We start from the raw sequence: 12,864 nt of genomic DNA on the forward strand, positions 1-12,864 counted from the left end.
TTCACGCTCCAGTTTCAGCTCGGCGTTCTCGGCTCGCAATCGTGCTAACTCGCTGTCCTCTCTGGTGATTGCGCGACGGTCAGGAGAGCTCAATGGCTGGCCGTTGCGGGAAGCGTTGACCCAGTTGTCCAACGTCTTCACAGACATCTCCAGCTGGCGAGCAGCTTCCGTCCTGCCAAGCGTTTCAGCCAGCGCAACGGCCTGAATCTTGAACTCATCGGTGTAATTGCGGCGAGTGGTTGGGTACATGACAACCTCCAAGATAGCGATGTAAGTATCGCTTCTTGGCGTCCGTTGTCACGGGGCAGGCCCACCAAAAAACGCTGGCTCCCATCATCCGGCCCCTACGCTACGCTCCGGGGTCCCCTCGGTACGGGCATGCTCCCGGGAGGACGCGCTGCAGGCCCCATCCATGGGGCCTCAGCGCTTGACGGGCATCCATGCCCGTCACCTCCCTCCGCATGCCCTTCGCTCGGCCTCCTGAAGTCGCATTCGGCGGCGCCTGAACTATCGCGCGCTTAAAAGCAAAAGCAAAAGCAAAAGCAAAAAGCAAAAAGCAACGTTAATGCTGCAACTACTGGGCGAATGCACGTCCCAAGCCACCCGGTACGCCACTGCTGTCCGTTTCCTGCCAAGGCCCATTCGGGCTCAGCGACCAGCTCCAGCCGTTATCGAACCGGTAGTAGGTACGCTGGCGGTAGAAGGTATTGGGTTGCTTCTCAAGTACGTATACACCCAGTTTCGGGTCCCAGTGGCTCGCCCCGCCAGGCGGTGGCGCGAAGCTGGCCGAAGTACGCGGCATCGGCTTGGGAATGGCCGCCGGCTTGCTCGGCGCAGTGGACGGTTGCCCACCCGGCACCGGCTTGACCACCGGGCCCTGCTGCGGCAACCGCTCGATCGGCGGCTCCGGCCGCTCGTACGGCTCATGCACCGTACACGCAGACAAACCCAGGGCCAGGGTGATCAGGGTCAGGCGGACGGTGCTGTGCATGGCATTGCTCTCTTACGGGTCGGGGCTGTCAATGGTCAGGTGCTGGATGGCCTGCGTGGTGCTGGGCAGTGGCGCGCCCTGGCCAATCCACTCGCCATGGGTAGGCTGGCCAGCGCGCGAGACACGTGCAACCAGTTGGACTTCGGCAAACTGCGACAGTTTCATCTGCGGCATCATCGCGTCAGCATCGGACAATTCCACCTCGATCGGCAACTGCGCCACCGTCACCCGCTTGGCCGCCAACGGCATCGGCGGCCCATTGCTGGCGCGGGCGAAGATGAACACCGTGTCGTTCGCGCGAACCTTGTCTTTCACCGCCGCAGCCAACTCCACCCGCACCTTCAGACGCGCCGCCACCGGCGCGGCTTGCGCGGCCTGGTTCGGCGAGCCACCCAAGCGCTCGGCAGCGCGGTCGATGCCGCCCTGCAGTGCATCACGCGATGCGTCGCCCTCCGGCAACTGGGCCAGCAAGCGCTTCCAGTAATCGATAGCCTCCTGGTAACGCTCGCCCTCGAACGCAGCGATACCACGCAGCCCCAGGCTGGTCACTTCGTTGGGGTCGGCTTTCAGTGCTTCGTCCGTCAGCGCCTGCAACTGCGCGCTCCATTGCTTGCCAGCAGCGAAGTACAACGCCTGGGCCCACTGCCCGAGCAACTCAGGCTGGCGCCCGGCCAAGGCCACCGCGCGCTCGAAGGTGCGCGCGGCGTCGGCCGGGCGCTGTTCGGCCATGTAGGCACGGCCCAGGAAATACACCGCCTCGGCCGAATCCGGCTGGGCCTGCACTACCCGCTCCAGGCGTGTCGTCATCTCCTCCATCGACTTGGGCGCCTCGGCGAATTCCTGGGTCAGCGCCACCTTGTCTGCCGCGCCAAAATGCAAGTACAGCCCCAGCGCCATCAGCGGCACCAGTAGCGCCGCCAGCACGGGCAAAGCCTTGCCCAGGTGGCCCTGACGCGCAGGCTCGGCACCTTCGGTGTCCGCCAGCAGCTCGCGGGCGGCTTCGTCGCGGCCCTTGGCCATCTGCGCATCGTCGAGTACGCCAGCAGCCTGCTGCGCCGCCAGTTCGTCGATACGCTCCTGGTACAGCGCCACGTTCAGGGCAGTGCGGTCTTCTTCCTGCTGCTGGCGCCGGCCACGCAGGATCGGGATCAGCAGGAAACCAAGGGCAGCGAGCAGCAGCAGGCCCGCACTCAGCCAGAATTCAGTCATGGGTCTGTTCTTTTTCCAGCAGTTTGGCGAGACGCTCGCGTTCTTCGAAGGACAGCTCCTGGGTAGCCTGGGTGGCCGAACCACGGCGACGGCGCACGATCACCGCCAGCACCACGAAACCGCCGACCAGCAGGATCCCCGGGCCGAACCAGAGCAACCAGGTGCGGCCACTGAGTGCCGGCTTGTAGCGCACGAAGTCGCCATAGCGGTCGACCATGAAGTCGATGATCTGCTGGTTGCTCTTGCCTTCACCGAGCATGCGGAAGATTTCGCGGCGCAGGTCGGCGGCGATCGGTGCGTTGGAGTCGGCGATGTCCTGGTTCTGGCACTTGGGGCAGCGCAGTTCCTTGGTCAGTTGCTGATAACGCTCACGCTCGGCGTCATCGCGGAACTGGTAGGTATCGATGGCCGCCTTGGCCACACCGGTCAGGCTGATGCCCAGCACGGCTGCTGCCAACCACCGCTTCATGGCCTGGCCTCGTCGACCAGCCCCTGGTACAGCGGCGCCAACTGCTCACGCCAGACATTGGCGTCGACAATGCCAACGTGCTTGTAGCGGATGATGCCCTTGGCGTCGATCAGGAAGGTTTCCGGCGCGCCGTACACACCCAGGTCCAGGCCCAGGCTGCCCTGTTCGTCACGGATATCCAGCTGGTACGGGTTGTGGAATTCGGCCAGCCACTTCTGCGCCGCAGCGTTGTCGTCCTTGTAGTTGATGCCGTGGATCACCACGCCCTGCTCGGCCAACTGGTTGAGGTACGGGTGCTCGACCTTGCACGACGGGCACCAGGTCGCCCACACGTTGACCAGCGCCGGGCGGCCCTGCAAGTCGGCCTGGGTCAGGGTGCGGTCGCCCTGGGTCGAGGCCAGGGAAAACGCCGGGAACGGCTTGCCGATCATTGCCGATGGCAGCTCGTCGGGCTTGAGAAACAGCCCCTTGTAGAGGACAACCGCCATCAGCAGGAACACCACCAATGGCACCACCATGATCCAACGCTTCATGCAGCTGCTCCAGACACGCCCAGGGCCTCACGCACCCGGGTCTTGACCTTGACGCGGTAGCGCCGGTCGAGGGCCGCTAGCAACCCGCCCAGGCCGGTCAGCAGACCGCCCAGCCAGATCCAGCGGACATAAGGCTTGATATGCACGCGCACTGCCCAGGCGCCGTTTTCCAGCGGCTCACCGAGGGCGACGTACAGGTCGCGGGTGAAGCCAGCGTCGATGCCGGCTTCGGTCATCATCGACTGCTGCACGGTGTACAGGCGCTTTTCCGGGTACAGGGTGGTCACTTCACGGCCATCGCGGCTGACCACGATGGTGCCCTTGTCGGAGATGAAGTTCGGCCCTTCGAAGTGCCTGGCGCCTTCGAACAGGAAGTGATAACCGCCCAGCTCGACGCTTTCGCCCGGGGCCATGCGCAGGTCACGTTCGGCGCTGTTGTTGCTCGACAGCACCACGCCCAGTGCACACACTGCCAGGCCCAGGTGCGCCAGCTGCATGCCCCAGTAGCTGCGCGAGAGGCCCAGCACGCCTTTGACCAGGCCCTTGTGGCGGGTCTTGTCGAAGATGTCTCGCAACCCGCCGAGCACCACCCAGGCAGCCAGGGCGAAGGCGCTCAGCGCTGGCCAGTCGAAATCATCGACGAGGAAGCCGGCGACCGGCGCCAGTACCGCGCTGCCGACCAGCACCGGAGTCAACATACTCGCCAGCCACTTGCCGGGGGTGTCTTTCCAGCGCACCACCACGCCCACGCCCAGCACCACCATCAGCAGCGCCATCAGCGGCAGGAACAAGGCATCGAAATACGGCGGGCCGACCGACAGCTTGGCCCCGGTCAGGGCGTCGAGCACCAACGGGTACAAGGTGCCGAGCAGGATCATCGAAGCAGCCACCACCAGGATCAGGTTGTTGGCCAGCAGCAACGTTTCCCGCGACCACAGGGCAAACCCGACCTGGCTCTTGACCACCGGCGCACGCACGGCAAACAAGGTCAGCGAACCGCCGACCACGAACAGCAGGAAGATCAGGATGAACACTCCACGCGCCGGGTCGGCGGCGAACGCGTGCACCGAGGTCAACACACCGGAGCGGACCAGGAACGTACCCAGCAGGCTCAGCGAGAAAGCGGCAATTGCCAGCAGCACGGTCCAGCTCTTGAACACCCCGCGCTTTTCCGTCACCGCCAGCGAGTGGATCAACGCGGTGCCCACCAGCCAAGGCATGAACGAGGCGTTCTCGACCGGGTCCCAGAACCACCAGCCGCCCCAGCCCAGTTCGTAATAGGCCCACCACGACCCCAGGGTGATACCGACACCGAGGAAAGCCCAGGCGACGATGGTCCACGGCCGCGACCAGCGCGCCCAGGCGGCGTCCAGGCGCCCGCCGAGCAGCGCGGCAATGGCGAAGGCAAAGGCCACCGAGAAACCGACGTAGCCCATGTACAGCATCGGCGGGTGGACGATCAGGCCGAAGTCCTGCAGCAGCGGGTTGAGGTCGCGACCATCGCTCGGCACCTGCGGCAACAGGCGCTGGAACGGGTTGGAGGTGATGATCAGGAAGCTCAGGAAGCCGACGCTGATCATGCCCATCACCGCCAGCACGCGGGCCAGCATCAGCTGTGGCAGCTGGCGCGAGAAGATCGACACGGCGAAGGTCCAACCGCCGAGGATCAGCGCCCAGAGCAGCAGCGAGCCTTCATGGGCGCCCCACACGGCGCTGAACTTGTAATACCACGGCAAGGCGCTGTTGGAGTTGCTGGCCACGTAGGCGACCGAGAAGTTGTCGGTCATGAACGCGTGGGTCAGGCAGGCGAAGGCAAAGGCCAGGAAGGCGAACTGGCCCCAGGCCGCCGGGCGCGCCAGGCTCATCCACAGGCTGTCGTTACGCCAGGCGCCCAGCAGCGGCAGCGTGGCCTGCACGGCGGCGAAGCAGATCGCCAGGATCATGGCCAGCTGGCCGAGTTCGGGTATCACCAACGCCGCGTTCATGGCCTGGCCTCCGCGCCGCCAGCCGCCTGGCCGCTTTCCTTCAGCGCCTTGGTGACCTCGGGCGGCATGTACTTCTCGTCGTGCTTGGCCAGCACTTCGTCGGCGACCACCACGCCGTCGCCGTTGAGCTTGCCGAGGGCGACGATGCCCTGCCCTTCACGGAACAGGTCCGGCAGGATGCCGCGGTAGGTGATCGGCACGGACTTGTTGAAGTCGGTAACCACGAAGCGCACGTCGAGCGAGTCGGCAGAACGCTGCACCGAGCCCTTCTCGACCATGCCGCCAGCACGAATGCGCGTATCCAGCGGTGCCTCGCCGTTGGCGATCTGGGTCGGGGTGTAGAACAGGTTGATGTTCTGCTGCAATGCGCTCAAGGCAAAGCCGACGGCAACCCCGACGCCGACCAGCAGGCCGACGATGAGCAACAGGCGTTTCTTGCGCTGCGGATTCACTGGTTGTTCTCCCGGCGCAAACGGCGCGCCTCATCTTGCAGGTAGCGACGGCGGGCCAGCACGGGCGCGGCAACATTCAGCGCCAACACTGCCAGGCAGATGCCATAGGCCGTCCACACGTACAGGCCATGGTGGCCCATGGCGAGAAAGTCACCGAAAGTGGCAAAACTCATGGTGCGACCCTCCGCCCCAGGCTGTTCAATACTTCCTCCTTGACCCAACTGGCGCGCGCCTCGCGCTTGAGCACTTCAAGGCGCATGCGCAGCAACAGCACCGCACCGAAGAAGCAGTAGAAGCCCAGCGCCGTGCACAGCAGCGGCAGCCACATTTCGGCGGGCATCGCCGGTTTTTCCGTGAGGGTGAAAGTGGCGCCCTGATGCAGGGTGTTCCACCACTCCACCGAATACTTGATGATCGGGATGTTCACCACGCCGACAATCGCCAGCACCGCACAGGCCTTGGCTGCACTGTCACGATTACTGATCGCCTGGCCCAACGCAATAATGCCGAAGTACAGGAACAACAGGATGAGCATGGACGTGAGGCGGGCGTCCCAGACCCACCAGCTGCCCCAGGTCGGCTTGCCCCAGATGGCACCGGTGACCAGCGCCACGGCGGTCATCCAGGCACCGATGGGCGCAGCGCACTGCAGGGCGACGTCGGCCAGTTTCATCTTCCACACCAGCCCCACCACCCCGGCCACGGCCAGCAGCACGTAGCAGGATTGCGCCAGCATTGCCGCCGGCACGTGGATGTAGATGATGCGGAAGCTGTTGCCCTGCTGGTAGTCCTGGGGGGCGAAGGCCAGGCCCCAGGTGATGCCGACCAGCAGCAGCAGCACGGCAGCGCCGGCAAGCCACGGCAGCATGCGGCCGCTGATGGCATAGAACCATTTCGGGGAGCCCAGCTTGTGGAACCACGTCCAGCTTATTTTCATCAGGGTACATCCAGGGTATTGGCCGGGCTTGAAAGCCCGGGACTCGTTATTCGCCGACGCTGATCTTCAGGCCGGCCGCTATCGCAAAGGGTGCCAGGGTCACGGCAAGTGCCGTGAGGCTGGCCAGCCAGAGCAGGTGGCCGGTTGCCGGCATATTCTGCAACGCCGCTTGCAACGCACCACTGCCCAGGATCAATACAGGGATATACAACGGCAGAATCAGCAACGCCAGCAGCAAACCGCCCCGCTTCAGCCCTACCGTCAGCGCCGCGCCTACCGCACCCAGCAAGCTCAGTACCGGCGTGCCCAGCAACAACGAGCCGAGCAGCACCGGCAGGCAATGGCTCGGCAGGCCCAGCATCAGCGCCAGCAGCGGCGCCAACAATACCAGCGCCAGCCCGGAAAAGATCCAGTGCGCCAGTACCTTGGCCAGCACCAGCAACGCCAACGGATGCGGCGACAGCACCCATTGTTCCAGCGAGCCGTCCTCGAAATCACTGCGGAACAGGCCGTCCAGCGACAGCAACACCGCGAGCAGTGCTGCCACCCAGACCAGGCCTGGTGACAAGGTTTGCAACAATTGGCTTTCCGGGCCGACCGCCAGCGGGAACAACGCCACCACGATGGCAAAGAACACCAGCGGGTTGGCCAGCTCGGCCGGACGGCGGAACAGCAAGCGCGCTTCGCGGCGCAACAACAGGATGAATACGCTCATGCCGCCCATTGCCCCAGGTTCAGTTCACGGTAACCGGAGGGCTTGCGTGCCAGGGTGTGGTGGGTGGTCAGCACCACCGTACCGCCCTGCTCGCAGTGCGCCGCCAGGTGCGCTTCAAGCTGCGCCACACCTTGCTTGTCCAGGGCGGTAAAGGGTTCATCGAGGATCCACAGCGGCGGGCTGGCCAGGTACAGCCGGGCCAACGCCACACGACGCTGCTGGCCGGCGGACAGGGTGTGGCACGGCACATCTTCGAAACCGCGCAGGCCCACGGCCTGCAGCGCCGCCCAGATCGCCTCGCGGGTGGCCGGCCGGTGCAGCGCACACAGCCAGGTGAGGTTCTCCTCGGCGCTGAGCAGGTCCTTGATACCAGCGGCGTGACCGATCCACAGCAGGATGCTGGCCAGGGCATGGCGCTGCTCGGACAGCGGCTGGCCGTCCAGCAGGATCTGCCCGGCCGTGGGTTGCATCAACCCGGCCAGCAGGCGTAGCAGGCTGGTCTTGCCGCTGCCGTTGGGGCCGCTGATCTGCAGCATGTCGCCAGGCCGCAGTTCGAAAGCAAGGTGTTCGAACAGCAGGCGCCAGTCGCGCTCGCAGGCCAGGCCCGCGGCTTGGAGGTGAAGGGTCACGGTTTCGCCTTATCTGTGTAGGGTTCAGGTCGGGGCTGCCTGCTTCGCGGGCGACATCGGCCTGAAGCCCTTGTGTCTCAAGTCGCCCGCCGCGCTGCCGTTATACTGGCTACCACGAGCGCCGGGCATTATTACACGCGCCGCCGCGCTGCCAAGAGGTCGGGTTCGACAGGTTGTATACAATCATGACTGAAATCAATAGTCTCGGTGCACAAAGCGCAATCAGCACCCAGGCCATCAAGGCGGGCATGACCGGTGAACTGCTGCGCCTGACCCAACCACAGCCGGGCCTGATCCCCCCCGGGCAGACGGCACAGGCCGAAGTCATTTCGTTGCGCCAGACAGGCAGCGAGTTCCAGCTGGTACTGCGCCTGGTGCAAGCCAACGGCAACCAGACGCAGCTTCAGGCCAGTGCCAGCCAACCCTTGCCTCAAGGCAGCCAAGTGACGGTCAGCCAGACCGAAAGCAACCGCCTGGCGATCATGCTGCAGCAGGCCAGCGCCAGCCAGATCGCCACCCTTACCCGCCTGGACACCAGCAAGGTACCGATCGGCACGCTGCTGCAGGGCAAGGTGCTGACCAACCAGCTGTTGCCCCAGGCAGCCGGCCAAGCGCCCGTCTACCGGGCATTGGTCAGCCTGGTCAACAGCGCCCAGGCCGGGGCGACCCTGGCCGTCGACAGCCCGCGGCCACTGGCCATCGGCAGCCTGCTCAGCGCCCAGGTGCAGGGCGACCAGTCGCTGCGCTTCGTACCGCTCAGTGGCCGGCAGTACCAGCTCAGCATCGCCCAGCAGCTGCAAGCCCAGCAGAACCGTCAGGCTTCGCTGCCCGGCCTGCTCAATGCCCTGCAACAGCTGACCAGCGACCCGGGCGCCGATGGCGCGCTGCGGGCCAGCGCCGAGCGCCTCCTGGCCAGCCTGCCGGAGGCACGGCAACTGGGCGATGCCAAGGCACTGGCCCAAGCCCTGAACAATAGCGGTGCGTTTCTTGAAGCGAAACTGTTAGGCGGCTTCACCCCCAGTGTCGCCACCGACCTCAAGGCGCACTTGCTGCGCCTGATCAGCCAGGCCCCGGCCAGCCTGCCCGGCGCGCCTGGCCTGAACCTGGCCAGCCTGGCCGTGACCATGCCGGTGCTGGCCCGCAATGCCCTGGGCATGCTTGAGCGGGTCAGCCCCAAGCCGCAACCCGGGGCGTTCCCGCTACCCTCCAGGTTGCTCGAGGCCATGGACAACGAGGGCGGCCTGCAGCAACTCCTGCGCCTGGCTGCAGCGGCGGTATCGCGCCTGCAGAGCCACGCCATGAGCAGCCTGCAGCAGACCGGCACGCTGGAAAATGGCAATCTGCAGACCACCTGGCAAACCGAGGTAACCATCCGCCATGGCCAGGAGTTCATTCCCTTGCAGGTCCGCTTGCAGCGCGAGGAAACCCCGCAGCAGCAAGACGACCGCCAGCATTCGGCACCAGACCCGTTGCAGGCGCTGTGGCGCATCGAACTGGCCTTCGACCTGGCGCCTCTGGGCCCACTGCAGGTGCAGGCTCAATTGAGCCAGGGGCGCCTGAGCGGTCAGCTGTGGGCGGAGCGCGAGCAAACCGCGCGGCTGATCGCGACGGAACTCGCCAGCCTGCGCGAACGGCTGCTGGCGCGAGGACTGGATGTCGGCGACCTGGCCTGCCACCCCGGCACGCCGCCACAAGGGCCGCGTACCCGGGTCGAACAACGCTGGGTGGATGAGAACGCATGACGCACAAATATACCCGCCAGGCCATTGCCCTGAGCTACGACGGCGAGCAAGCCCCTACCCTCAGCGCCAAGGGCGACGACGCGCTGGCCGAGGCCATCTTGGCGTTAGGCCGTGAGCATGAGGTGCCAATCTATGAAAATGCTGAACTGGTACGCCTACTGGCCCGACTGGAACTGGGCGAACAGATTCCCGAAGCGCTGTACCTGACCATCGCCGAGATCATCGCTTTCGCCTGGCAACTGAGCGGCCGGGTACCTGCGGGCTTCGACAACGCCCCCAGGCAACCCCGAGACGTGACGCCAGTGCTTGCTGCGCTGCCGCCAGCCGAAAGCGGCTCGGACTGACCCCCCTATACATCTAACGCACCCGTTGTGCGCCGCCACGGCATCTTGCAGCCTTTCCAACCACAGCAAGGTGCCCCATGCGCATTCCTCATCTCAACCAGCAAGGCGTTCGCCATGTGCTCGATCATCTGGCGCACTTCCCTCGACCCGACCGCGCCGCCGCCAATGCGCTGCGCGATTGGGCAGCCCGGCGCGGTGTCATACTGGATCCCGATCAGGTCGAGGTTGTGACGCTGCATTACCAGCCCGGTACGCAGTTTCCTGTCGACGCGGTGGTCACGCATCGGCAGAGCCTCACCCAGGCGCTACTGGCAAACTGGCAAGGGGAATCGGCCAACAATCTTGCCGGGGCGCTGTTCCAAGCCCCGTGGGCCGGTGAGTGGCCCGGTCCGATGCATCTGGTGGACCAGCTCCGCAATACCCCCTTCCTGGGCAACGCGTCCAGCTACAAGATTTTCAATGGCCTGTTCCGCCGCACCACCCCGCAGGTGTATGACGACAGCACGCGGATCGACTTGCCCGCAGAGCAGCTTCAGACATTCATCTGGAACCTGGACTTCCGGCAACGCTACCAGGCCATGCTCGATGACTACTGGTCGGGCCATTTCGACAGCTACCGTAGCAGCGCCCGCCTCAATTTCATCGCGGCCTGTAACCGTCAGGCGGCAGATGGCAGCTTGAGCGACGAGGCTGTCCGGCTGGCCTGGCAGGTGGCTGGGCTGCGCAAGCCTGCCAAGTCGCTGCAAGTGAGGCCGTTGAACATTTACGGTTATGTCGCCGCCGATATCATATGGTTCAAAAGCGCCAAGCGGCGCCGGACCGTACTGTTCATACCGGGCAACTCCTCCCCCCTGCATGAATTCGCCGACCGTGGCCAACTGCAGGACTGGGTCGCGCAACAATGCAAAGACACGCATAAACGTGCTGCATTGATGGCGCATTTCAGTGTTGCAGATGTCCCCGATGGCCTTAGCTATAGTGGCCTGGCCACCGCCATGGAGGGTCTGGCGGTTTATCCTGAGCGTAACCACCTCGATGCCAACCGACCAGGCTTCACCGCAGAGGGGCATTGGCCCGCGCGCGAATATGTGAATTACCGGGTCGAGACCTATAGCCCGCTTATCAGCGGTGACCTATTCGATGCCTTTACCCGACGCCAGCAACGACGCAGCTATCGCGACGCACAGCAACTGATAACCAGTGACGGCGAGGTCACCAGGGCGCGCTGGCTCAACTACATCAGTAGCGCAATCAACTACTTGGCACCGCTGGCACTGGTGGTCCCGGCCCTGGCACCGCTGTTCGCCATCGGCGGAGTCGCCCAGTTCGCCCTGGGCCTGGATCAAGCCCTCGAAGGGCGCTCCCTGGAAGAAAAAGCCGACGGGGTGGACGGGGCCATCTTCGGTCTGCTCAACGCCGCGCCGCTGGCCAGCGAACTGGTGAAAGCCAGCCCACGGTTGTTCCGCTACTGCCGTGACGGTTTCGTCATGCCAAGCGACATCAATGGCCAGCTCGGCTACCCACTCAGTCCCGTCGTGCCGCCCAGACTGCCGGCAGACGAAGTCGTTGAATTCTTTCACGACCCTGACAGCCTCGCACCGCTACCGGGTGCCGACCCGGCGGTGGCTGCAGCTGTTGTCCGCCAGCCCACCTACCGGCCCATACCCGACTCGCTTCAGGGGCAAATCAGCGGCTACCTGATGGAGCTGACCTATGACGTCGAAATGGACGCGTTCCTGCTGAGGTCGGACGAGAACGAGGTCAACCCAACTTATTACCGGGCGCCGGAACCCGGCAGCGGACGCGATATGGTGCCGATCGAGGCGGGTCGCCGTACAGTGAGCAACTCGATGCGCGAAGCGACCCTGCGTGCGCTGGGTGTGGACCTGTCACTGCCGCTGCAAATCCCCACAATGCCGCTGGAAAACGCCACCGCCATTCCCGCGAATATCCTGAGTATATGGATTGGCGACCAGGTATTGAGTAGCTCACTCCTGGAAAACATCGCCCACAATACGTCACGGCTCGCCGACAGCCGGTATACCTTCAAGCTGTTCCTGTCAAACGCAAACTCCCAGGCCTACGCCGAAAACTTGCGGCTGCTAGGGGAGAAAGCGCCGGGGCTACGCGTGCTGCCACTGGAGCAACAGCCCGCTTTCGAAACATTCCGTCAGTCACCCTACTACGAGCAGTACCAGGCAGCCTTGACCGGTAACGGCCAGGGCCCCGCGCACTACGCATCCGCAGCTGATGTGCTGCGTTACCGGTTGCTGCATGCCGAAGGCGGGTTGTACATGGACATCGACGATACCTTGCTGGCGCCTGGCGAGTATGCCGAGATGCGCGACGGCAAAGGCCTGGGCAATCCAGGTGAAGCCCTGGACGAGGTGGTACTGGCCACGCAGCAGGAAGGCATCCTGTTGTTCCCACCGGTGTGCAACGAGAAGATGGCGAACGGAAATATTTTCAACAACAGCCTGATCGGCAGCCATCCAGGCAACCCGACGCTCGACGCGATCTCCGATGAAATGCTGGCCCGTTTCAGGCAAACGCCCGATTTCTACGACACCTTGCCAGCTGCCAGCATTGACCAGGTTGCTTTCGATGCTTATGCCAGGCAGCTTTCAAAAATATCAGGGCCACGCCTGCTGACCGACGTAGTCACGCGTCGCTTGCCGTACCTGCGCCTGTTGCGGGAGATAGCCAATGCCAACGCCATGAATCAGCGTGGGTTACGCGCGTTCGTCGACCTGCCCCGATACCATGCAGCGATGCGAGCGCTGTTGCCACTGGACCGTATCGCCAAGATCGGCTGCAACCAGTCGTGGGTACAGTGAGCTGACACACGCCCTCTCGGC

General features: G+C 64.4%; 14 protein-coding genes. 3 read left to right on the forward strand and 11 right to left on the reverse strand.

Features of this window, described 5'->3' with window-relative positions; genetic code table 11:
- The 11 genes from QSV36_RS06585 to ccmA all read right to left on the reverse strand — a co-directional run.
- Window positions 1-249 (reverse strand): transposase (locus tag QSV36_RS06585; protein ID WP_289129682.1); only part of this gene is annotated, 249 nt, incomplete at its 3' end.
- Between the two features lie 325 nt (window positions 250-574).
- Window positions 575-991, reverse strand: a complete 417-nt coding sequence (locus tag QSV36_RS06590; RefSeq protein WP_186688855.1) for a hypothetical protein — start codon at window positions 989-991, stop codon at window positions 575-577.
- Between the two features lie 12 nt (window positions 992-1,003).
- Window positions 1,004-2,200 carry a c-type cytochrome biogenesis protein CcmI gene (ccmI, locus tag QSV36_RS06595; protein ID WP_289130910.1) on the reverse strand — a complete coding sequence of 399 codons (1,197 nt, stop codon included), beginning with the start codon at window positions 2,198-2,200 and terminating at the stop codon, window positions 1,004-1,006.
- Window positions 2,193-2,669: a cytochrome c-type biogenesis protein gene (locus QSV36_RS06600; RefSeq protein WP_289130911.1), complete on the reverse strand. Its 477-nt coding sequence runs from the start codon at window positions 2,667-2,669 to the stop codon at window positions 2,193-2,195. The genes ccmI and QSV36_RS06600 overlap by 8 nt, the downstream gene beginning before the upstream one ends.
- The gene (locus tag QSV36_RS06605; protein WP_225778651.1) at window positions 2,666-3,202 is read right to left on the reverse strand and encodes a DsbE family thiol:disulfide interchange protein; all 537 of its coding nucleotides are present in this window, start codon (window positions 3,200-3,202) and stop codon (window positions 2,666-2,668) included. The genes QSV36_RS06600 and QSV36_RS06605 overlap by 4 nt, the downstream gene beginning before the upstream one ends.
- The gene (locus tag QSV36_RS06610) at window positions 3,199-5,172 is read right to left on the reverse strand and encodes a heme lyase CcmF/NrfE family subunit (RefSeq protein ID WP_289131178.1); all 1,974 of its coding nucleotides are present in this window, start codon (window positions 5,170-5,172) and stop codon (window positions 3,199-3,201) included. Before QSV36_RS06610 ends, QSV36_RS06605 begins: the two co-directional genes overlap by 4 nt.
- Window positions 5,173-5,183: 11 nt before the next feature.
- Complete coding sequence (ccmE, locus tag QSV36_RS06615) at window positions 5,184-5,639, reverse strand: cytochrome c maturation protein CcmE (protein ID WP_225778652.1); 456 nt, start codon at window positions 5,637-5,639, stop codon at window positions 5,184-5,186.
- Window positions 5,636-5,812, reverse strand: coding sequence for a heme exporter protein CcmD (gene ccmD, locus QSV36_RS06620; RefSeq protein WP_013973562.1), 177 nt, complete (start codon window positions 5,810-5,812; stop codon window positions 5,636-5,638). The genes ccmE and ccmD overlap by 4 nt, the downstream gene beginning before the upstream one ends.
- A complete protein-coding gene (locus QSV36_RS06625; protein ID WP_289130912.1) occupies window positions 5,809-6,576 on the reverse strand; it encodes a heme ABC transporter permease in 768 nt (255 codons plus the stop codon). The genes ccmD and QSV36_RS06625 overlap by 4 nt, the downstream gene beginning before the upstream one ends.
- Before the next feature lie 46 nt (window positions 6,577-6,622).
- Window positions 6,623-7,300 (reverse strand): heme exporter protein CcmB, encoded by a 678-nt coding sequence (gene ccmB / locus QSV36_RS06630; protein WP_013973563.1) that lies wholly within the window; start codon window positions 7,298-7,300, stop codon window positions 6,623-6,625.
- Window positions 7,288-7,920: a cytochrome c biogenesis heme-transporting ATPase CcmA gene (gene ccmA, locus QSV36_RS06635; RefSeq protein ID WP_289130913.1), complete on the reverse strand. Its 633-nt coding sequence runs from the start codon at window positions 7,918-7,920 to the stop codon at window positions 7,288-7,290. The genes ccmB and ccmA overlap by 13 nt, the downstream gene beginning before the upstream one ends.
- A gap of 185 nt (window positions 7,921-8,105) precedes the next feature.
- Between ccmA and fliK the strand changes: the two genes are divergently transcribed.
- The 3 genes from fliK (at window position 8,106) to QSV36_RS06650 (ending at window position 12,843) form a co-directional block, all read left to right on the forward strand.
- A complete protein-coding gene (fliK, locus tag QSV36_RS06640; RefSeq protein WP_289130914.1) occupies window positions 8,106-9,662 on the forward strand; it encodes a flagellar hook-length control protein FliK in 1,557 nt (518 codons plus the stop codon).
- Window positions 9,659-10,006, forward strand: a complete 348-nt coding sequence (locus QSV36_RS06645; RefSeq protein WP_289130915.1) for an EscU/YscU/HrcU family type III secretion system export apparatus switch protein — start codon at window positions 9,659-9,661, stop codon at window positions 10,004-10,006. Before fliK ends, QSV36_RS06645 begins: the two co-directional genes overlap by 4 nt.
- Before the next feature lie 77 nt (window positions 10,007-10,083).
- Window positions 10,084-12,843 (forward strand): dermonecrotic toxin domain-containing protein, encoded by a 2,760-nt coding sequence (locus tag QSV36_RS06650; RefSeq protein ID WP_289130916.1) that lies wholly within the window; start codon window positions 10,084-10,086, stop codon window positions 12,841-12,843.
- Window positions 12,844-12,864: the final 21 nt, after the last annotated feature.

The sequence above is a fragment of the Pseudomonas sp. BCRC 81390 genome (assembly GCF_030341915.1).
In the GTDB taxonomy this organism is placed as follows: Bacteria; Pseudomonadota; Gammaproteobacteria; order Pseudomonadales; family Pseudomonadaceae; genus Aquipseudomonas.